Annotated in this window: 16 protein-coding genes and 1 other RNA gene; 6 read left to right on the top strand and 11 right to left on the bottom strand. The window is 65.6% G+C overall.

All coding sequences use genetic code 11. From position 1 onward, the window contains the following. Positions 1-20 precede the first annotated feature (20 nt). The 7 genes from RSPPHO_RS05360 to gap form a co-directional block, all read right to left on the bottom strand. A complete protein-coding gene (locus RSPPHO_RS05360; protein WP_014414251.1) occupies positions 21-2,183 on the bottom strand; it encodes a hybrid sensor histidine kinase/response regulator in 2,163 nt (720 codons plus the stop codon). Positions 2,184-2,186: 3 nt separating this feature from the next. Then, positions 2,187-3,656, bottom strand: a complete 1,470-nt coding sequence (locus RSPPHO_RS17605) for a CheR family methyltransferase (RefSeq protein ID WP_014414250.1) — start codon at positions 3,654-3,656, stop codon at positions 2,187-2,189. Continuing rightward, entirely contained in the window at positions 3,653-4,708 is a 1,056-nt protein-coding gene (gene cheB, locus RSPPHO_RS05350; protein ID WP_014414249.1) for a chemotaxis-specific protein-glutamate methyltransferase CheB, read from the bottom strand. The genes RSPPHO_RS17605 and cheB overlap by 4 nt, the downstream gene beginning before the upstream one ends. Before the next feature lie 15 nt (positions 4,709-4,723). Further along, the gene (locus tag RSPPHO_RS05345; protein ID WP_041794414.1) at positions 4,724-6,679 is read right to left on the bottom strand and encodes a methyl-accepting chemotaxis protein; all 1,956 of its coding nucleotides are present in this window, start codon (positions 6,677-6,679) and stop codon (positions 4,724-4,726) included. A gap of 167 nt (positions 6,680-6,846) precedes the next feature. After that, a complete protein-coding gene (locus tag RSPPHO_RS05340; RefSeq protein ID WP_041796655.1) occupies positions 6,847-8,844 on the bottom strand; it encodes a lytic transglycosylase domain-containing protein in 1,998 nt (665 codons plus the stop codon). A gap of 94 nt (positions 8,845-8,938) precedes the next feature. Beyond that, positions 8,939-10,132 (bottom strand): phosphoglycerate kinase, encoded by a 1,194-nt coding sequence (locus RSPPHO_RS05335; protein WP_014414246.1) that lies wholly within the window; start codon positions 10,130-10,132, stop codon positions 8,939-8,941. A gap of 116 nt (positions 10,133-10,248) precedes the next feature. After that, complete coding sequence (gap, locus tag RSPPHO_RS05330; protein WP_014414245.1) at positions 10,249-11,256, bottom strand: type I glyceraldehyde-3-phosphate dehydrogenase; 1,008 nt, start codon at positions 11,254-11,256, stop codon at positions 10,249-10,251. A gap of 386 nt (positions 11,257-11,642) precedes the next feature. Here gap and RSPPHO_RS20430 point away from each other — a divergent pair, with 386 nt between their 5' ends. After that, complete coding sequence (locus RSPPHO_RS20430; protein ID WP_339325409.1) at positions 11,643-13,133, top strand: polyphosphate kinase; 1,491 nt, start codon at positions 11,643-11,645, stop codon at positions 13,131-13,133. A 1,015-nt stretch (positions 13,134-14,148) separates the two neighbouring features. Here RSPPHO_RS20430 and accC read toward each other — a convergent pair. Genes accC through aroQ form a run of 3 tightly spaced genes read right to left on the bottom strand, consistent with a single transcriptional unit; the run spans position 14,149 to position 16,452 of the window. After that, a complete protein-coding gene (gene accC / locus RSPPHO_RS05320; RefSeq protein WP_041794411.1) occupies positions 14,149-15,495 on the bottom strand; it encodes an acetyl-CoA carboxylase biotin carboxylase subunit in 1,347 nt (448 codons plus the stop codon). A gap of 19 nt (positions 15,496-15,514) precedes the next feature. After that, positions 15,515-15,967, bottom strand: coding sequence for an acetyl-CoA carboxylase biotin carboxyl carrier protein (locus RSPPHO_RS05315; RefSeq protein WP_014414241.1), 453 nt, complete (start codon positions 15,965-15,967; stop codon positions 15,515-15,517). Between the two features lie 29 nt (positions 15,968-15,996). Continuing rightward, a complete protein-coding gene (gene aroQ / locus RSPPHO_RS05310; protein ID WP_041794409.1) occupies positions 15,997-16,452 on the bottom strand; it encodes a type II 3-dehydroquinate dehydratase in 456 nt (151 codons plus the stop codon). A 333-nt stretch (positions 16,453-16,785) separates the two neighbouring features. Between aroQ and RSPPHO_RS05305 the strand changes: the two genes are divergently transcribed. From RSPPHO_RS05305 to RSPPHO_RS20480, 5 genes are all read left to right on the top strand, one after another. Continuing rightward, on the top strand, positions 16,786-17,043 hold the full coding sequence (locus RSPPHO_RS05305; RefSeq protein WP_041794406.1) for a hypothetical protein: 258 nt from the start codon (positions 16,786-16,788) through the stop codon (positions 17,041-17,043). Between the two features lie 24 nt (positions 17,044-17,067). Continuing rightward, complete coding sequence (locus RSPPHO_RS05300; protein WP_014414238.1) at positions 17,068-17,418, top strand: cell division protein ZapA; 351 nt, start codon at positions 17,068-17,070, stop codon at positions 17,416-17,418. 11 nt (positions 17,419-17,429) lie between these two features. Next, a non-coding RNA gene (gene ssrS, locus RSPPHO_RS21895) (6S RNA) lies at positions 17,430-17,585 on the top strand. 34 nt (positions 17,586-17,619) lie between these two features. Further along, complete coding sequence (locus RSPPHO_RS05295; protein WP_014414237.1) at positions 17,620-18,153, top strand: 5-formyltetrahydrofolate cyclo-ligase; 534 nt, start codon at positions 17,620-17,622, stop codon at positions 18,151-18,153. Between the two features lie 4 nt (positions 18,154-18,157). Then, on the top strand, positions 18,158-20,347 hold the full coding sequence (locus RSPPHO_RS20480) for an ABC transporter permease (RefSeq protein WP_242390572.1): 2,190 nt from the start codon (positions 18,158-18,160) through the stop codon (positions 20,345-20,347). Between the two features lie 41 nt (positions 20,348-20,388). Here the strand turns inward: RSPPHO_RS20480 and RSPPHO_RS05285 are convergent, their stop codons facing one another. Further along, positions 20,389-21,507, bottom strand: coding sequence for a DnaJ domain-containing protein (locus tag RSPPHO_RS05285; RefSeq protein ID WP_051013696.1), 1,119 nt, complete (start codon positions 21,505-21,507; stop codon positions 20,389-20,391).

Here is a 21,507-nt window from a genome sequence, read left to right as displayed (position 1 = left end):
GCTCAGGCCCTTTTCCGGGGTCAGCCCAACAGGCTCTTCAGAGTATCAACAAGACTGGACTGTTCAAAGTCCCCTTTGACAATGTACGCATCGGCGCCGACCTGGATCCCCCGACGTTTGTCCTCTTCTTTTTCACGGGATGTGATAATAATAATGGGGACGTTTTGATAGCGCTCCTCACGTCTTAGGGAGGCGGTCAGGGTAAATCCATCCATGGCGGGCATTTCCACGTCGGTCAGGACCGCGTCAAACTCTCCGGCCAGGGCCTTTTGCAGGCCGTCACGCCCGTCTTCGGCCAGGGTCACTTGGTAGCCGTGGGCTTCCAGGACGTCGCGTTCGATTTCACGGGTATTGAGCGAATCGTCCACCACCAGAACCCGCAAGCCCTGGGTCTCCGGCCGGGAAGGGGCGTCTCGCGTCGCCGCACGGTCGGCCCCGGAGCGCTGGCGCCGCGCCGCGTCCAATAAAGCAGGAGCGTGCAACACGCTGACCAGAGTATCGTTGCCCGTTGTCACCAACCCTCCCACCAGGGGCAGGCCGCGCAAGGTGTCGGGCAGGGCCTTAAGAACCATATCCCCCTCATCGATCAGGGAATCTACCAGGAGGCCCAGCTTTTCCTGACGACCGCGGACAACCACCAAGAGCAAGGAATCCCCGTGGACGCGCTCCCCAGGACGTCCCACCAAATCGGCCAGCGGAACCACGGGCACGAACTCGTTTTCAACCACAATGGCCGCACGCTCGGCCACCGTCAGAAGCCGCGCCCGCGGTACACTCAACAGGGCCGCCACCGATTGGGCCGTGAAGCCGAAGACCTCGCCCCCCGCCGCCACCAACAAAATCCGCATGACCGCCAGCGACAGCGGCAAGCGCACCGTGATGGTGGTCCCCTGGCCCGGCCGGGTTTCCACCGTGWGTGTGCCTTGCAGGTCATCGACGATGGTACGCTTGACGACATCCATGCCCACGCCGCGTCCCGAGATGTCGGTGATGATGGCGCTGGTACTGAAACCCGGCAAAAAGACCAAATCTACCAAGTCGTTATCGCCTAACGCTTGGTCCGCGCTGATCAGGCCCTTGCGAAGGGCTTTGGCCCGGATCTCCTCCAAAGGCAGGCCTCCGCCGTCATCGGCCAGATCAATACTGACAAAGCCCCCATCCTGGCGCGCCGTGAGACGCAGCGTGCCGTGTCGGGGCTTGCCCAGACTGAGGCGCCGTTCGGGTGCCTCAATGCCGTGATCGACCGCGTTGCGCAGCAGATGAACCACGGGGTCGCTCAGGCGGTCGAGCAGGTGGCGGTCGAGTTCGATATCCATGCCGGAGACCTGGGTGACCACCTCCTTGCCCAGTGACTGAGCCAGATCACGGGCCAGTCTTGCCGCCGGCTCAAAGACCTGAGCCAAGGGAAGCATTCGCAAGACCAAGGTCCGGGCGTGGAGGTCGCGCATCAGCAAGTCCTGGGCGAACACATCATCGCGCAGGGTGCGTACAATACGGTGCAGGCCGGCTTGGGTGTCTTGCTGCTCCCAGCTCCGCTCCAAAGCCTTGAGGTCGGCCAGGCGCTGGTGCAGGCGACCTTGAGACGACACCACTTCGCCCATCAGCTTGATCAGATCGTCGAGGCGTGACACCGGGATCCGCACCGTTTCCGCCGTCTTGAGCTTGGGGTCGGGAAGGGAGGGCGGCGGGGTCTCGGGGGAGGCGGTAGACGGGAGGGGGGCGACGGATGAGGGGGCGACTGAGGCAGGCGGCGGGGCAGGGGGAGGGGCAGGGGCGCCCGCAGAAGGGGAAGGAGAGGGCGCTTGCCCCAGCGCTCCGAGAGCCTTGGCAAGGGCTGGATCCAGCGCCGCCGGTGTCTGCCCCTCGGCCAGGGCATCCACCTGGGCAGCCAGAGCGTCGAGTCCACGCCGTATTAGGCGGCCGATGTCGGGGGTGAAGCTTAGGCTGGCATCGCGCAAGGCCCCTAAAACATCCTCCAAGGTGTGCGCCGCCTCGGTGATTGGGACAAGGCGCAGCATCCGCGACGAGCCCTTGAGGGTGTGGGCCGAGCGAAACAGGGCGTGGAGGGCTTCCCGGTCATCAGGGGTGGCCTCCAGCGCGGCTAGCCCCCGGTCCAACTGCTCCAGGTGATCGCGGGCTTCCTCGACGAACCGGGCCCGGAAACGGGAGAGATCGAGCGCCATCCCTTACCTCTTTTCGGCCAGAGCGGCGTGACGCTCGCACAAGAAGCGGACCTCGCGGACCGGCAGTCCCAACGGCAAGCCCAGCCCTCCATCGGGGTCAGGGTGGGCATCAAGATGAACCAGGGCGAGGCGGTAGGCGCGTCGTGCCAGTTCATCGGCACCGGCCGCGCGGTGCGCTTCCCCCAGATAGTATTGGGCCACCCAGCAGTTGTGCCGGGCGTACACCGCTTGCTTGAACCAGCGGACCGCGTCGGGGGTATTGCCCCGGGCTCTGGCCGCGAACCCCAAGATCAGACTGGCCTCGATCGACCAAGGGTTGCTCTCCAGAACCCGGGCCGCGGCCCGTTCGGCCGCGTCGGTTTCGCGCAAATGCAGGAGGGCAAAGGCATCAAGAAGGCGCAGCGACGTGTCCCCCTCTGGTGCCACACGTAGGGCCGGCGCCAGAACCGCCCGAGCCTGCGCCGGATTCTTGTCCTGGATCAGCCGACGCGCCTCCCGCACCGGATCCCTGGGGCTCGAAGGGAGAGGGGGCGCCAAAGACGGGCGCCCAGGCTCAAGGGGCGTCTTCGGAGCCGGGGGAAAAAAAGAAGGGGCAGACCGCGCCAGAAGCGGCGAGGGCAGGGCAGGGGCAGGCATGCGGGGGGGCGACGCCAGGGGAGTAGAGGCCGTGGCCGGCACGGGGGAACGCATCTCGAAATAAAAAAGCCCATCCTCCTGTACCAAGGGCAGGACCCCCAAATCATTGGCCAGGGTTTCCGACAGTCCGACCAAAAGAAAACCAGGAGTCCGCAAGCGCTGTCGCAAATACGTTAAAATGGTACGCCGGGTCGGTGTTTCAAAATAAATGAATACGTTCCGGCAAAAGATGATGTCATACCCCTCGGTCTCTTCCGGCTCTGGGGGGGCCAGAAGATTCAAGGTCGTGAAGTGGACCATGGCAGCCACCTCGGGCGCAATGCGGCCCTCGGGCGAGAAGAAGCGCGCCCGCCGGTGGGCCTCCAGGGTCCGAAAAGAAAACGTCCCATAACGGCCCTCGCGGGCCCGGGCCAGCGCCACCCGGTCGATATCGGCCCCGGTAATGCTCACCAGATGGCGGGCCGCCTCGCCGTGGGTTTCCAGAAGGGCCATGGCCAGGGAATAGGGTTCTTCGCCCGTCGAGCACCCCGCGCTCAGGACGCGCACCGGCGTCCCTCCCCGTTGGGCCAAAAGCCGAGGCAGGAGCGTCTGGGTGAACAGGCTGATATGTTCGGGTTCGCGAAAAAAATAGGTTTCGTTGATGGTCAGCAAGCTCACCAACTCGGCGAACTCACTTTCATCGTGCCCAAGACGGGTCAGATATCCCCCAGCCTCCAGTCCCGTGGCCGCCAACCGGCGTTCCAGGGCCAGGACCAGCGGTTCCTCTCCCACGCCGTCGAAGGTCAGACCACACCGCTCGCGGATCAGAGCCTTGAAGGTCTCGAGCAAGGGGATCATGCCAGGGTCTCCGCCAACTGAAGCATGGCGGCGGGGATGGCGTCGAGCGGTAGGACCCGCTCCACCGAGCCTTGCTCAATGGCCACCCTGTTCATGCCAAAGATCACCGAGGTCGCTTCGTTCTGGGCCAAGGTACGGCCGCCAGCCCGGCGCACCGCCGCCAGTCCCCGTGCCCCGTCACTGCCCATGCCCGTGAGGATAATGCCCACGCACTGGCGGCCAAACACGGTCGCCGCGCTCTCCAACAAGACATCGCAAGACGGGCGATAGACATCCTGGGCGCCGCGCGGCCGCAAGGTCAGGCGCCGTCCCGGAGTCACGGCAAGATGGCATTCGGTGGGGGCGATCACCACCCGCCCCGCCTGGATCCGCTGCCCCTCGCCGCCCAATCCTACCGGCACGCTGGAGATGGTCGCCAGCCAGTCGGCCATGCCGGCGGCAAAGCCATCGGCGATATGTTGAGCAATCAGCACCGGGCAGGGAAACTGCGGCGGCAACTGGGACAAGATCCGCGCTAGGGCTTGCGGCCCTCCCGTGGACGAGGCAATGACAAACGCCGGGGGCGGTCCTGGCAAGGCGTCCAAAGCCCCCCCTTGCGTGACGGAGGACGAGTCGGGCAAGGGCAGGGGGGGCGTTCCCAGGCGCAAGGAGCGAACATGGGTGATCACCGGGACACCGGCCACCAACCGCGCCTTAGCCACGAAATCGTCCTGCTCCGGGGAGCCCAAGATGGGTTTGGGGACCACCTCCAGGGCACCCCGGGCCACGGCCGCATAGGCGTTTTGGGCATCGGCTTCGTTGCTGACCACCAAGATCGGCACGGCGCGGCTGGTCATGATGGTCTCAATGGCCTCCAGCCCCCCCATCACCGGCATCTCCAGGTCCATAGTGATCAGGTCGGGACGCAAGGTCCGCGCCAGATCCACCGCCTCGCGGCCGTGGCGCGCCTCGCCGACAATATCAAAATCGGGTTCGTTCTCTAGCACCACCCGCAACAGTCCGCGGGCGAGGGCACTGTCGTCCACGAGAAGGACGCGGATCCGTTTGTCCATGGCGCGCCCCTTACGTCAGTCGCCCGACGTCTCCCGAAGCTGAAAGCGTTCGACCAAGGTGCCCAGTTCTCCCGACAGTCGGGCCATGTCGTGGCTGACCTCCGACACCCGGGTCAGGGATTGGGCCGTGTGGCTGCTGGCTGAAACGATCTCGCGCAGGGCAATAACCACCTGGGTCGAGGCCGTGCGCTGTTGCTGGGTGGAGAGGGAAATCTGCTGGGCGGCGCTGGTGGTTTGGCGCGCGGCGTCCACCAGATCCTCAAGACGCCCGGCGGTGACCAAGGTCGCCTCACGGCCGGCAACGATGCCGGTGGCCCCTTTTTCGGAGGTGATGACCAAGCGACTGATCGAATCTTGGATGTGATTGATCTTGCTTTCGATTTCCTGGGTGGACTCGGTCACGGAATCGGCAAGGCGCCGGATCTCGGCCGCCACCACGCCAAAGCGACGTCCCGCGTCGCCGGCGCTCGCCGCTTCCAAGGCGGCATTGAAGGCGATCAATTTGGTCTGGTCGGCCACCGCCGTGATGATCTCCATCACCTTGCTGATCTCCTTGGATTTGGTTCCCAGCTCCAGGATTTCGTGAAGGCTGTTTTGGTTGTCCCCAGCAATATCATTCATTTTGGCCATGACCAGGGCCATGGCTTCCGAGCCTTTCTTGGCGTTTTCGTAGGTCGTGGTGGCAATATCCACCACCGCTTTCGAGTGTTCGGCGATCTGGGTCGAGGACGCCGACAGCTCCTCCATGGTCGAGGTAATCTCGGCTACCGACGCCGACATTTGGCTAGACGTCGCCGCCTGCCCCTCGACGGCCCCCGTGATATCGCCTACCGCTCCATTCACGGCCCGCGCGTGGGAGCGCACCTTGAGGGCGAGGTCATGGAGCTGGCCCCGCATCTGATCCGTGGCCTGGGCCAGATCACCCAATTCATCTTGGCCTCTTTGGGGGATCGAGACACTGAGATCGCCCTTGGCCACATGATGGACCCCGGAGATCAGCATGGTAATACGCCGCGTCAGGCCCCGCGCCGTCACCAGCGACAGCAGCAGGCCCACGCCTAGGGTTCCCAGGCCGATGAGGATGGCGGTATTGCGCGCCGCCTCAAAGGTTCGCACAAAGGGGCTGCGGTCCACGGCTAGCTCAATGACGCCAAACGGGCGTCCGGCGTAATCGGGCACGGCGAACACATAGACGGCTCGCGGGGTCTCTTTCTCGGTCCCCTGGGTTCCTTTTTGGCCTGCTTGCAAGGAGGTGCGGTAAAACTGGGGCTCACCGCCAAAAGCGGCCAGCAACACGCTGGGGGGGCTGAAGGAACCGCCCTCGGCCGTGGCCGCCACAGGGGTAATCTTTTCCTGGTCGATCAGATACAGGCCGGCATCGACATTGCGCTGGGACTTGAAGGTTTCCAGGAATGCCTTGCCAAAAGACAGGCCGAACTCCACCGAGCCCACGTGCCGGCCTTGAAACATCACCGGAACCACCGCCCGGATGCCAAGGCCCGACACCCCTTGCTCCAGGCCGCCGGCCGGACGAAGGGTCTGGTTGGCGGCGACCACCGTGTGGCGGAAGCCCGAGAGATCATCGCCATAGCTCTCGGGTTTGTGCAATCTGAGGAAGGTGGTGGCAGGGGGCGAATGAAACTGGAACTGTTCGACCCCATAGGAGGCCGAAAGAGTGCGGTAGGCCTCGCCTAGCATCGCCTGGAGGCCGTCGCGATCACCGCGGGCAAAACGTTCCTGGACATCGGGCAGAGCGGCCACGAGCCGGGCCAGGGATTCCCCTCGCTCCTTTTCCAGGGCGATGGTTTGCAAAATATCGAGCGCGTTGCTCTCCAGAGCGCTGTGCTCTGTCTCGAGGATGACGGCATCGAGGGTTTGCAGGCCCGTCAAGGTTAACGTGAACGTGACCAGCGTGATGGCCACGCCCATGGAGACCATGATTTTGGCCCATAGACGCATTTTTTGATACATGACGCCTCTCCCTTCACAGGGCAATCGACTGAATGAGGGCGTGACAGTCGGCGAAAGGGAAAGAAAAGGCTGGGGAGGCAGGCCCCTCCTTCCCTGGGACCTTGCCCCGTCCGAAGGAACAGAAGAGAACGAGGGATCTGGGGGGGCGCCCTGCCTCCCCAGCCTCTTTAAGGCAAACGGCGCAGCATTCCCTCAGGGGCAGTGGCCGGAAGAACATCCCCCAGCCGCATGCGGTACATGACCGTTCCCTCGAAAACCCGCTGAACGTAGTTCCGCGTCTCCTTGAAGGGGATCCGCTCGATCCAGTCCACAATCTCCTCGGTCTTCATCAGGCGTGGATCGCCGTTGCTGTTCATCCACTGCAAGGGACGGCTGGGGCCAGCGTTGTATGCCGCCGCGGCCAGGACCAAGGAGCCATCAAAGCGCGTGACCAGATCGGCCAGATACCGCGTCCCGAGCCGGGTGTTGAAGGTCGGATCGCGGGTCAATGACGCATCGTCAAAAATCACCCCCTCGCGCTGGGCCATGGCCCGGGCCGTGGAGGGCAACAACTGCATCAAGCCGAGCGCCCCAGCCCGCGAGCGGGCATCGGCATCGAAATTACTCTCCTGTCGAATGATGCCAAACGCCGCCGCCGGTAAGAGACCTTGGGTGCGGGCCTGCTGGATCACCGCCTCGGCCAACCTCGGGGGCAGGGGGTAGCCCGCCTCCAACAACAAGGTGGCATCTTGAGCCGCACGGCGGGCCGTGCGCACCGCCATTTCGGTTTGCCCCGCCCGCAGGGCCAGCTTGGCAATCGCCGCGCGCGCGCCCGGGCCCGGATGGTTCCCCGTCATGGCAAATAGGAAGGACAACAATTCTTCGGTGCGTCCCAACTCGATCATCTGACTGACCACCCGCATCATGCGATCGCTGTTGAGCGCTCGCGTTTCCTCGGGAGAGGGGAGTGGATCTTCGGCCGGGACCAGCTCACTCAACGAGACCTTCAGCCGGGACGCCGCCAACTGGCCATAAAAGGTTCCCGGATTGCCGGTCGCTTTGTGATACCAGGCATGCGCGCGCTCTGTTTGCCTCAGAGCTTCGGCCGCCCGCCCTGCCCAATAGGCCGCCCGCGACAGGCTGATCGGCGAGGTGACGCCCTCATACAATTTTTCGAAATGACTGAGGGCTGTCTTGGGGTCCTCTAGGAACCGCAGGGCAATCCAGCCCGCCAGCCATTCGCCCTCGGCAAAGGCCGTTCCCTTGTCGCGCTCGTGGCCGGCGGCGAGCTTGTAGGCCGTGGAGATATGGCCCTGATCTAGCATGTCCCGAATCAGGATGCCGCGTTCGTTCCACCACTCCTCGTCGTGGCCTTCCCCCGAACGATGGCTCAACAACAGCTCGATCGCCTCGGCATCTAGTCCCGCTTGGCGCCGCCAGCGCACCCGCTCGAAGATCAAGCCGGGATCCGTGCGCAACGTCGCCGGAACGGCCGCCAGCGCTTTTTCTGCATTGCCCTTGCCCGTGGCCAGGATCACCCGGGCTTGGATTAGGGCGCCCTGGCCTTTGTCTAAGCGGGGAATCATGCGCCGTGCCGCGTCATATTCGCCGTCCCACACCAACCGATCGGCCCGGCGCCAGTGATCTTCCGGGCGCAGGTAGGCGGCAAACGCCTGGAGGATTTCAGGTTCGTCGGTGGCGGCAAAGGTGCCATTCACCCAGACATCGCGGATCAGCGGCGGTACTTTCGCCCCGTCGCCCTGGGCCAGATAGGCCCGAGCCAGGGCCCGCTTACCCGAGGGAGAGATCGGCGGGTAGCGCGTGAGGATCGAGATGGTTTCGGCCGGCGAGCGCGGTGTGACCAGGAGCCCGTCTTCAATCAGCCGTCGGATGGAGCCCGTCAGGGGCCAGTCGGGGTGACGTTCCAGAAAGATCAGCCGGGCATCCAGGCTGGGGCCCTCGGGCGGCGCGACCCGCATGTGCCGCCAAACAATGACATCGCGTAAGGTGTGGTCCGTGGTGCTGTCGGCCAGCGCGCGCGCCTCGTCCCAGCGACCGAGATCGGCGGCCCGGAACGCTGCCGCATACAAGGCCGAATCCGCCGCCGACAATCCGGCCGCCTCGACACTGGTCACCGTCATGACAAGGGCCGAAAGCCCCGCGAAACCCAGACCGACCAGACGCACGGCAACACCCTCATTTTCAAACAAAAAAACGCAAAGATCAGACGACAAAGACCGGGAAAAGGGTCTCTCCCGGTCTGACGTCTTGTCTACCAGCTCACCCTTCCAGGGCGGCGACACCCGGCAGTGTCTTGCCCTCTAGCCACTCCAGGAAGGCTCCCCCGGCGGTCGAAACGTAGGTGAAGTCCTCCAAGACTCCGGCATTGGCCAAGGCCGCCACGGTGTCTCCCCCGCCCGCGACGCTGAGAAGAGTCCCGGCCCGGGTCGCCTCGGCGGCAGCCTGCGCCACGGCGTTGGTGGCCGCGTCGAACGGCTTGATCTCGAACGCCCCCATGGGACCATTCCACACCAAGGTGCGGGTCGAGGCCAAAACGGCCTTGACCGCCTCAATGCTGGCCGGACCCACATCCAAGATCATGGCATCGGCTGGCACGGCGTTCACACTCACCACCTCGCTGGCCGCGCCTTCCTTGAACTCGCGGGCCACCACGGCATCCACCGGCAGCACGAGGGTGCATCCGGCCTGGGCCGCCTTGTCCAAGATGGCGCGCGCGGTATCGGCCATGTCACGCTCGCACAAGGAGACGCCCACGGCGATTCCCTGAGCATAGAGGAAGGTGTTGGCCATACCGCCGCCAATGATCAGACGGTCCACCCGGGTCACCAGATTGCCGAGCAGCTCCAGCTTGGTCGAAACCTTGGCCCCGCCAACCACGGCGGCCACCGGCCGTTCCGGGCTTTCCAGGGCCTTGCCCAGGGCTTCCAACTCGGCTTGCATCAGACGACCGGCGGCGCACGGAACGAGACGGGCAATGTACTCGGTCGAGGCATGGGCCCGGTGCGCCGAGGAAAACGCATCGTTCACATAAAGATCGCATAAAGCGGCCAGCTTCTGCGCGAACGCCGGATCGTTCTTCTCCTCCTCGGCGTGGAAGCGCAGGTTCTCCAAAAGCGCCACCTGTCCCGGGGCTAGGCCATTCACCACCAGTTCGGCCGCCGGACCAACGCAGTCCTCGGCAAAGGCGACCGGCATCCCCAGGGCCAGGGCCAAGGGCTCGACCACCGGGCGCAGGCTCATCTCGGGGACGCGGGTGCCCTTGGGCCGACCAAAGTGCGAGCAGACCACGACGCAGGCCCCTCGCTGGGCCAGTTCGCGTACCGTCTCGGCCGATCGGTCGATTCGGGTGGTGTCCGAGACCTTGCCGTCGCGCACCGGCACATTGAGATCGGCGCGCACCAGCACGCGCTTTCCTTTGACATCCAGGTCTTCGAGTCGCTTGAACGAGGGCATGGCCTGCTTTCCCTAGGGGGTGGGGGGAGAGGAGGGAGAGTGAAAGGGATTGAAAAACAATCCGTTAAAAGAATAAGAACCCCGCCGTCTCCCCGAGGGGGACGGCGGGAGATGTCTTACAGGTGGGCGCCGATCGCCACCGCCGTGTCCAGCATGCGGTTCGAGAAACCCCACTCGTTGTCGTACCACGACAGGACGCGCACGAAGGTGCCGCCCATGACCTTGGTCTGCGGCGCGTCAAAAATCGAGCTCAACTTGTTGTGGTTGAAGTCGATCGACACCAAAGGCAAGGTGTTCACACCCAAGATCCCAGCCAGAGGCCCGGCTGCCGCCTCGGCGATCGCCGCGTTCACGGCCTCGGCGCTGGTGGACTTCTCGACCAGAACCTTCAGGTCAACCACCGACACGTTGGGGGTCGGCACGCGCACCGAGGTACCATCCAGCTTGCCCGCCAGTTCCGGCAGCACCAGACCCACGGCCTTGGCCGCGCCGGTGGTGGTCGGGATCATGGACAGAGCCGCCGCGCGGGCGCGGTGCAGGTCCTTGTGCAAGGTATCCACCGTGCGCTGGTCGCCGGTGTAGGAGTGAATGGTGGTCATGAAGCCCTGGACGATGCCAAACGAGGCATGCAGGACCGAGGCCACCGGCGCCAAGCAGTTCGTGGTGCACGAGGCATTCGACACGACCAAGTGGTCGGCCGTCAGCTTGCTGTGGTTGACGCCATACACCACCGTCAGGTCGGCGCCCTTGGACGGCGCGCTCACCAGAACCCGCTTGGCTCCGGCTTCCAGGTGAACCTTGGCCTTGTCGCGGTCGGTGAAGATGCCCGTGCATTCCATCACGATATCGACGCCAAGATCACCCCAGGGCAGGCGGGTGGGGTCGCGCTCGGCCAGGACCTTGATCAGCTTGCCATCAATGACGATGCCCTCGGCGTTGGCCGACACTTCAGCGGGCAGGACGCCATGCACGGAGTCGTACTTGAGAAGGTGGGCATTCGCTTCAGACGACCCCAGGTCGTTGATGGCCACCACCTCGACGTCGTTGCGGCCCGATTCGATCAGGGCGCGCAAGACGAGGCGGCCGATGCGCCCGAATCCGTTGATCGCAACACGAACAGCCATGAGGCATCCTCCTTGTAAGTGGCCTTGTCAGTGACATGACTCAAAAACAGACAGGGGGGTCCTCGTCCGTGCCCCCCGGTGCCGCCGCCCGGAAGGTAGCAGGTCGGTTCGGCAAGACCAACCCCCCCTTGCGCCCAAGTCGGCAAATTTTAGAAGATATCTTTGTGTTCTGACAAAGGCCGTAGTGGGGTTCGGGTTTTTGGGATCATGCCAGCACCCCTGGTTCTGGCCTCTCGTTTGGTCTAGCGTCTTTCTGGGGGGGGCAAGCCCCGTCGTATGGAAGTCAGGGGAGGAGGCCGCATGTTTCGTACCGCCGAATTGGGCCGCAAGGTGTCGCGCGAGGAGTTCGACCGGCTCGCCGAGCCCTTGCGCCTTGAGCTTCTCGAATTGCAACAGCGCCTGCTCGCCGCCGACTTCCCGGTGATTGTTCTCTTCGCCGGCGTCGATGGCGCCSGGAAGAGCGAGAGCATCAACCTGATCAATGCCTGGATGGACCCCCGCTGGATTGTGACGCGCGCCTATGGCCCCCCTCGGACGAAGAGCGCGAGCGCCCCGAGTTCTGGCGTTATTGGCGAGACCTACCGCCCCGCGGACGGGTGGGGCTGTTCCTCTCCAGTTGGTATTCCCGCCCCTTCATGGATCGGGCGCTCGGCCATCTTGATGAAGCCGCCTTCGACAAGGCGCTAGAGCGGGTTGCCGCCTTTGAGCGCACCTTGTCCGACGACGGCACCCTGATCTTGAAATTCTGGATGCACCTGGGCAAGGAGCCCCAGCGCCGGCGTCTTAAATCCCTGGAAAAGGATCCCCTGCAAAGCTGGCGCGTCACGCCGACTGACTGGGATAATTGGCGTCGCTATGACACCTTTATCGCAGCCTCCGAGCGTTTATTGCAGCGCACCAGCGTGGGGCACGCTCCTTGGCAGATCGTCGAAGGCGAGGACCACCGCTACCGCTCCCTTACCGTCCTCACCACCTTGCGCGACGCTCTTCGCCGCCACCTCACCGAACGGGCCAGCCGGCGCGCCACCGCCAGCCTTCCCGACGTTCCCGATGGACTGAGTCGCCCCAGCCCCGTTGATGGCCAAGCCCCAGGCCAAGTCTCCGCAGCCGAGCCAAGCCAGGATGTGGAGCAAATGCTGTCCGAGGTCCGCCACGCCTTGCCCTCCATCCTAGATCGCCTGCCCACGGACTTGGTTCTCGAAAAGGACGAGTACGCCCGCGCGCTGGCCCATGAGCAAGGCCGGCTCAATACCCTGGTTCGTGAGGCCCGGTTGAAAGGGGTCTCCACCGTCGTGGTCTTCGAAGGGTGGGATGCCGCGGGCAAGGGAGGAGCGATCCGTCGCATTACCCAAGCGCTGGACGCCCGCGATTACCAAGTTATCCCCGTGGCCGCGCCGAGCGATGAGGAAAAGGCCCACCATTATCTCTGGCGGTTCTGGCGGCACATGAGTCGTGCCGGCCGCGTTACCGTGTTCGACCGGTCGTGGTATGGCCGGGTTTTGGTCGAGCGTGTCGAAGGCTTCGCCGAGCCTCGCGACTGGCGGCGGGCCTACGCCGAAATCCGCGACTTCGAAGAGCAACTCATCGACCACGGGATCGCCCTGGCCAAGTTCTGGATGCACATCACCCGCGAGGAGCAACTCAACCGGTTCAAGGAGCGCGAGACCGTTGCGTATAAGCGGTGGAAGCTGACCAGCGAGGATTGGCGCAATCGGGACAAGTGGGATCACTACGAGGAGGCCGTCAACGATATGGTCGAGCGGACCTCTCCCTCGCACGCGCCGTGGACGCTGGTTGAGGCGGGGGACAAGCGACATGCTCGCGTCAAGGTGTTGCGCACCGTCTGTGATACGTTGGAGAAACGGCTCAAGGAGTAGAGGAGAGGGGGAGGTAACGCTGTCCCGGCGCGGCCTCCGCAGCCCCGTCGTTCTTTTTTGCTTGCGCCCCAGGCGCCACCCCCGTATAAACAGCCCTCCCGACGCACTGGCAACGGCGCCGAGGGGGTTCGGGGGCAGGCTCCTCGGGTGGTGTAGCGGCTTTTTTCCCTTTGGGAACAACGGCCAAGCGGATCCGGGAAAAGGGCTTGACGCTGGAACGGGGCGGGGAGTAGTTTCCTTGCCTTCCGGGTTGACCGCCCGGGTCGCTTCGTTGGCTTCAGCCGGTGTCGCGGTCCTGAAAAAAAGCGGTTGACACGGTGGGGCGGTGCTAGTAAAAACCGCCGCCTTGGTGACGACGAACGAAGCATCGGACGATGTGACGGTAGTCGAAACTAAGTGGTTAGTCAATATTGCCGGTTCGCCGGTGTGCTGTTTGACATTGTAAAAGAAAACGCGATCGAAAGAGATGGGCGGGCGGCTCTCGGGGGACCGGCGCTGTCGGAAGAGAGATCTTCCTCAACCGCTCATCTTGAGTAAGACGAAAAGAATATCGACTCGTTCGATACCTTTGAAGTTCTTATGGCCAAGTATAAGTGATTGAGAAAAGGCTCGGCTTTCGAGGTTAACTTGAGAGTTTGATCCTGGCTCAGGACGAACGCTGGCGGCAGGCCTAACACATGCAAGTCGAACGCATCCTTCGGGATGAGTGGCGCACGGGTGAGTAACACGTGGGAACGTACCTTGGAGTACGGAATAATCCTTGGAAACGAGGACTAATACCGTATACGCCCTTCGGGGGCATGGCCCTCCCTTCCCCCTCCCTTTTGAAAAGCGTGCTTTTCAAAAGGGAGGGGGAAGGGAGGGCCAATTAATAAAAGAAAGCGGAGGTCTGGAGGCGTCAGCCTCCAGGCGGGGTCCGGGGCGGCAGCCCCGCGTCACCCGGCCCGACCGCCCACCTCGGCAAAAGAAAAGGCGTTCCCGGGGAAGGGAACGCCTTTTTTGTTGGGAGGCTCGCTCAGGAGCCGCCTTGTTCCACGAAGTGCTCCAGCCAGTGGATGTCATAGGCGCCGTCGAGGAAGGTCGGCGAGCGCATGAGCTTGCGGTGGAGGGGCAAGGTGGTGTGAATGCCCTCGATGACGAATTCGTCGAGGGCGCGGCGCAGGCGCATCAGGCACTCGTTGCGCGAGGCGCCGTGGACGATCAGCTTGGCAACCATGCTGTCGTAGTGCGGCGGCACCATAACGCCCTGGTACAGGCCGGAGTCCACGCGCACCCCCATGCCGCCCGGCTGGTGGAAGTCGGTGACGCGGCCCGGGGAGGGCGCAAAGGTCTCCGGGTCCTCGGCGTTCACGCGGCACTCGATGGCGTGGCCCTGGAAGCGGATGTCCTTTTGGGTGTACCCCAGCGGGGCGCCCGCGGCGATGCGGATCTGTTCGCGCACCAAGTCAATGCCGGTGATCATCTCGGTGACCGGGTGTTCCACCTGGAGGCGGGTGTTCATTTCGATGAAATAGAACTGCCCGTTCTCGTAGAGGAACTCCATGGTGCCGGCGTTGGTGTAGCCCAGGCGCTCGACGGCGCGGCGCGCGGTTTCGCCGATGGTCTCGCGCTGCTCCTCGTTGAGGGCGGGGGAGCGGGCTTCTTCCAGGACCTTCTGGTGTTTGCGCTGCAAGGAGCAGTCGCGTTCGCCCAGATGGACGGCGCCGCCATGGCTATCGCCCAGGACCTGCACCTCAATGTGGCGCGGCGCCTGGAGATATTTTTCCATGTAGACTTCGGAATTGCCAAAGGCGGCCCCGGCTTCGGCGCGGGCGGTGCGGAAGGCTTCGACCAGATCCTCGGGGCAGGTGGCGACCTTCATGCCGCGTCCGCCGCCGCCGGCGGTGGCCTTGAACAAGATGGGGTAGCCGAACTCGTTGGCCAGCGCCAAGGCCTCGGCCTCGTTTTGCACCGCGCCGTCCGAGCCCGGGACGATGGGCAGCCCGGCGTGTTGGGCGGCGCGCTTGGCCGTGATCTTGTCGCCCATCATGCGGATGTGGGCGGGCGAGGGGCCGATGAAGGTGAAGCCGTGCTCGACCACCATTTCGGCGAAGTCGGCATTTTCCGACAAGAAGCCGTAGCCCGGATGGATGGCGTCGGCGCCGGTGATGGTGGCGGCCGAGAGCAGCGCCACCTTGTTGAGGTAGCTGTCCCGGGCCGAGGGGGGGCCGAGGCAGACGGATTCGTCGGCCAAGCGCACGTGCATCGCCTCGGAGTCGGCCGTCGAGTGGACGGCAACGGTCCGAATGCCCATCTCGCGACAGGCCCGATGGATGCGCAAGGCGATCTCGCCCCGGTTGGCGATGAGGATTTTCTCGAACATGGGGCGGCGTCCCTTGCCCTTACTCAAGGATGACCAGGGGCTCGCCGTATTCGACGGGCGTTGCGTCATCGACCAAAATGGCGCTGACGGTGCCAGAGCGAGGGGCGCGCACGGGGTTGAAGGTCTTCATGGCCTCGATGAGGACCAGGGTCTGGCCTTCGCTGACCCGGTCGCCGACCTGAACGAAGGCGGGCGCGCCCGGTTCGCTGGCGTGGTAGACGACGCCCACCATCGGGGCCTTGACGGCGCCCGGATGGTCATAGGGATCGACCGTCGCCGCCCCGGCGCCGGCCGCGGCGGCCGGAGCCCCCGCCACCATCGGCGCGGCCGCATAGGCCTGAACCACGGGCGCGGACTTGGCGACGCGCAGGCGCAGGCCGTCGGTCTCGAACTCGATTTCAGTCAGGCCGGTCTCGACCAGCAGGTTGGCAAGGGTGCGGATTGCCTCGCTGTCGATGGGGGTGTTCGCCATGGGAACGGTTCTCTCCGAGGGTCAGGGGGTCAGGAGGAGCGCGCGGCGGGCGGCAGGGCGGCCACGGCTTCCAGCGCCAGCACGTAGCCGTGGGCACCAAAGCCGCAGATCATTCCCAGCGCCGCCTGCGACACATAGGAATGGTGCCGAAACGCCTCGCGGCGGTGGATGTTCGACAAGTGCACCTCGACGACGGGCCGCTCGCAGGCCAAAAGGGCGTCGAGCAGGGCCACCGAGGTGTGGGTGTAGGCGGCGGCGTTGAGGACCACGGCCCGGGCCTGGGTCCGGGCTTCGTGGATCCACTCGACCAGCACGCCTTCGTGGTTGGTCTGGCGAAAGTCGATGCCCAGGCCAAGGCGCGCGCCGGTCTCAAGACACAAAGCGCGCAGATCCTCCAGCGTGGTGGCCCCATAAATCTCCGGCTGGCGCAAGCCCAGCAGGTTCAAGTTAGGACCATTGAGTACATAAACAGGGCGTTCGGTCATGAGAATCCGGCCCAAGAAAGCAGAATATCGCGTCCCCCCAGACGGGGCACGCCAGACGCAGAGCTATAGCATGCTTCGGCCCCATCGCAACAGCCGCCGACGTTTCGACTCGCGCCGTGCTGTCGGGGTCAAAAGGAACGCAGAGCTCTGGGGAGGCCCGACTGCTCCGCCTTCCCTTGCCCCCCAGATCTCGGGAAGGCCCGTTGACCCGGAGACACTTTCGGAGGCATAGTCGCGCCCCAAGGGGTTTTATGACCTGTGGGGGGTCTGCCCACCCGCGCGGGGAGGGGGGATCGCCTTTGGGGACGATGGCCAGGGTCTAGGGAAAGAGACTTGAAGGATATCGCGATTTATAAGCTTGCCCGGATTGAGCAGGCCGTTGACAGCCTGTCGAGGGCCATCGACCGGCTGGAGCTGGCCGCCTTGGAGCGCGCGCCCCTGGATCCCGAGCACTCCGCCGCCGAGGAAGCCTTGCGCCGCGAGATCGAGGACCTGAAGGCCGATTACGAAAATTTGCGCACCGTCTCCCAGGCGGTCTCGACCCGGCTCGATTCCGCCATCGGGCGGGTGCGCGCCGTTTTGGAAACCTAACCCCCTGACGCGAAGGCCCGGGCCATGCCCACGTTGCCCCTGTCCATAAACGGTAAAATCTACCGCATCGCCTGCGAGGAAGGCCAGGAAGAGCACCTGGAGCGTCTGGGGCAATACCTGGATCATCGTTGCCGTCAGTTGGTCGGCTCCATCGGCCATATCAGCGAAAGCCTGATGTTGGTCATGGTGGCGCTGCTGATCGCCGATGAGCTGTCCGACGTGTCGGGCGAGTTGCACGAACTGCGTACCGCCCTGGGGGCGGCCGGCGGCGACGGGCCCAGCGCCCGCGAGCAGGCCGAGGAGCGCGTCGCCCAGGTCATTGAGGGCTTGGCCCGCCGTGTCGAAGGGATTGCGGAGGCCCTCGAAACCTCCTAATGTCTTTGGTGCGGGCGCTGTCCGATGCGTCAGGCAGCACACTCCCGGGGGCGATATCATTCTGAAGGGAGCTGTCCCTGACCGGACCGTGGTCCGGTCACATGGCACCCACATCGTGCTCGCGGCCCATAGGGATTCGCAGAACCAACGGTCGGCATGGCCCCGCACCCTCTCCCGGCCCGTGGGCGTCGGGAAGGACACATGACCTCCACCACCCTTTTGGCAGATCAAGGCCTGGACGCGGCCAAACAGGCGCTGCGTCGGGAGTTGCGCACGCGTCGGCGTGGGCTGGCCGCTGCTCACGGGCGGGCCGCCGCCCTGGCGGTGTGTACCCATGTTTTGGGTGCCGGGATTCGGCCACCAGAGGGCGCTATCGTCGCGGGCTACTGGCCGCAAGGCAGCGAGCTTGATCCCCGGCCTCTGATGGGGGGCTTGCGGGCGCGGGGCTGCCGTTTGGCCCTGCCGGTGGTGGAGCAGCCCGATCATCCCCTGTCGTTTCGCGCCTGGGCGCCCGGCGATCCTCTGGAACGCGGGGCCCATGGCATTTGGGCGCCGGCGGGCGGAGCCCTGGGGCACCCGGCCTGGGTCCTCGTGCCGCTGCTCGGATTTGATGATCGGGGCGGGCGGCTGGGGCAGGGCGGCGGCTATTACGACCGCACCTTGGCCGCGCTGGCGGAGGGGGAGAGGGGGCGTCCCTTTTTTTCTGGGCGTTGCCTTTGCCGGGCAACGGGTTGAAGCTTTGCCGCGCGGCGTCCATGATCACCCGCTTGATGCGGTGGTCACCGAGGATGGCGTGCGGGGGCTGGCGGTGCGCGACGGCGTGCCGGGCGCCGTGGCCGCTCCGGCCCTGGCCGAGCGCCTGGGCCTCACGGTGGGCGAGCGGCTGCGCCTGGGCGAACGGGAGGTCGAACTGCGCGCCCTGCTCACCGCCGAGCCCGACGACCTGAGCAGCGCCTTCCAGGTCGGGCCGCGCCTGATGGTGGACGCCGCCGTCTTGCCCGACACTGGACTGGTGCGCCCGGGCAGTCTGATCGAGTACACCACGTTGATTCGCCTGCCCGCCGCCACCAGCGAGGCCGAGGCCAAGGCGGCTCTAGCGGCGGCCCATCCCGAGGCTGGCTGGCGGGTGCGCGGCACCGACGAGGCCGGGGTGGGCGTCCAGTCCTTCCTCGACCGGCTGGTGCTGTTCTTGGTGCTGGTCGGGCTGACCACCTTGCTGGTCGGCGGCATTGGCGTGGCAAACGCCGTCAAGGCCCATCTCGACACCCGCCTGCCGACCCTAGCCACCCTCAAGAGCCTGGGCGCTCCGGTCGGGTTGGTTCGCCGGGTGTTCCTGCTCCAGATCCTCCTGCTGGCCGGGCTGGGGGTGGCGGGGGGCCTCGTGGTCGGCGCCCTGGTGCCGGTCGCCCTGGTCGGGGCCCTCGACACCTTGCCGGTGCCGGCCCGCCTGGGGCTCTATCCCCGGCCCTTGCTGCTGGCTGGGGCTTTTGGCCTGCTGGTCGCCCTGGTGTTCAGCCTGATCCCCCTCGCCCGGGCCAGCGCCGTCAGTCCGGCCCGCCTGTTTCGCGACAGCGACGACGACGAGAGGCCGCCGCTCTCCTGGCGCGACCGCCTTGAGGTCGGCGGGATCGGGGCCGCCCTGGTCGCCCTGATCGTCCTGTCGTCGCCCGATTCCCGCTTGGCCTTGTGGTTTGTCGTCGGCGTTGGCGTCGCGTTTTGGCTGTTTCGCGGGGCCGCTTGGGGGGTGAGCGCCCTGGCCCGACGCTGCCCCCTGCCCGTGGGCCGGGCCACCGTGCGCCTTGCGGTGACCAACCTCCATCGCCCCGGCGCGCCCACCGCGACCGTGGTCTTGTCCCTGGGCCTGGGTCTGGCGGTGCTGGTCGCGGTCGGGCTGGTGCAGCGCTCCCTTGACCACCATCTGGCCGAGGGTTTACCGGCCCGGGCCCCGGCGTTCTTCTTCATCGACCTCCAGCCCGATCAGGTCGCCCCCTTCCGCGCCCTGGTCGCCGAGGCGGCTCCCGAGGCCGAAGTCCAGTTGGCCGACATGGTGCGCGGGCGCCTGCAAGCCCTCAACGGCCAGTCGGTCAACGAGCAAACCATCGCCCCCGGGGCCCGCTGGGCGGTGCGCGGCGATCGCGGGTTCACCACCGCCCCCACCCTGCCAACCGGCTCCACCCTGGTCGAGGGCACGTGGTGGCCGGCCGATTACCAGGGCCCGCCCCTGTTCTCCATCACCACCGATCTAGCCCAGGGCATGGGTCTCAAGCTCGGCGACCAGATCACCGTCAATATCCTGGGGCGCGACATCACCGGCACCTTGGCCGCGACCCGACGCGTGGACTGGGCCAGCCTGGGCATGAACTTCGCCTTTGTGGTCTCGCCCGGGGCCTTCGCCGGAGCGCCGCGCACATGGATCGCCACGGTGCACGCCCCCCCTCACCGCCTGAAGGCCCTGGAGGACGCGGTAGGCGAGGGCTTGCCCAATGTGTCGATCTTGGATGTCCGGGCCATCGTCGCTCGGGTCGGGGGGATTCTCGACAACGCCGGGCTGGCGCTGCGCGTCACCGCCGGTGTCTGCCTGCTCACCGGCGTTCTCGTCTTGATCGGGGCCTTTGCCGCCACCCACCAACGCCGGGTGCGCGAGGCCGTGACCCTCAAGGTGCTGGGGGCGACCCGGGGCGATCTGCTGCGGGTCTATCTCCTGGAGTATGGCCTCATGGGCTTGACCGCCGGGATCATTGCCGCCGGGGTTGGAGTCCTGGCCGCGTGGGCGATTTTGCGCTTCGGGCTGGAGATTCCGGCGGTGATTGAGCCGCTTGTGGTGGTCGGGTTGGTGGGAGTTGGCGTGGGCTTGACCATCGGGGGGGGGATGCTGGGGTTGGGACGCGCGTTGTCCACCCGGCCGGGGCCGTGGTTGCGGGCTGATTGATCAAACCAAGGCTGGGGAGGCTTGCCTCCCCAGACCCCTCGTCAGGGCTGTGCTGGCTCGGGGACGCCGGGCACGGCGCGCATGTCGTCGAGCCAGACATAGCCCAGCACGCCCTGGGCGGTCACCACCCGGGCCCAGGCACCGGCCGTATCGACAAACATCACAAAGGTGTTGCGCTGCAAGACGGCCACCGTTTCAAACGCTTCCCCAGGCCCGGTGCGAACCACCGTGGTCGGGACCGCCACGGCATACACTCGCCCGGACGGAGCCACGGTGGCCGGATCGACCAGGATCACCCCCGACACGGCAGGGCGCGGACGAAGCGTTCCCGGCGTTGCTCCGGGCATCAGGTCCCGCAGCCACGGCCAGCCCACCAGCGACAGCAGCAAAAAGAAACACAGCGGCAAAACCAGTTGCAGCCAAAACCCCACTCCGGGGCGCCGCCACACATCGACAAGGCGCTGGGTCGGCGCATCCCCGGCCAAGGCATTCATCAGGCGGTCGGCCGCGGTGCGCTCGCGCTCGGTCGGCGCCAGACGGCGGGCATGGGCTGCCAGTTCGTGGGCAATCTCGCGCTGGCCCCGCGCCAGAAAAGCCCGGGCTTGCTCCAGCAAAAGCAAGGCATTCTCCCGCGCCGGGCGCATTCCGCCTTTCAGGTTGATCCACAAGGCAATCAGCGTATGAAACGGCCCGGACGGCACGGCCCACCAGCCCCGCACCCAGCAGTGCAGCGCCGCAAACAAGGCGGTGCGATCAGCACAACGCCGGCAAAACACCCCCGAGATCGACTCGTGCTGGACCCGCCGCCCGCCCCGCGCCGTCACCTTCTCCAAAATCAGATAGCGCGGTTGAGCCGTCACCGTGCCGCACACCCGGCAACTATGAAAAGCCGGCAGGCTTTCGGCCTGGGCCGTTGGCCGCGGCGCCTGAGACCGAGCGGCGCCTCGGTGATACGCCTCGCGCCCGCCCGGATCGAGCAAGGTCTGATAAGCGTCGTGCAAGAGTTGGAACTCGGCCACCGCATTGGGGCTGGGATTGCGATCCGGGTGCAGCAGCATGGCCTTGCGGCGATAGGCCCGCTTGATGACGGCCGCGCTCGCCCCGGGTGTCACCCCCAGCACGCGGTAATAGCCCTTGGGATCAGCGATCGGCGTGGCCAT

This window comes from Pararhodospirillum photometricum DSM 122 (genome assembly GCF_000284415.1).
Classification (GTDB): Bacteria; Pseudomonadota; Alphaproteobacteria; order Rhodospirillales; family Rhodospirillaceae; genus Pararhodospirillum; species Pararhodospirillum photometricum.
The sequence above is the reverse complement of the archived record's forward strand: the minus strand, read 5'-3'. Positions and strand labels throughout refer to the sequence as shown.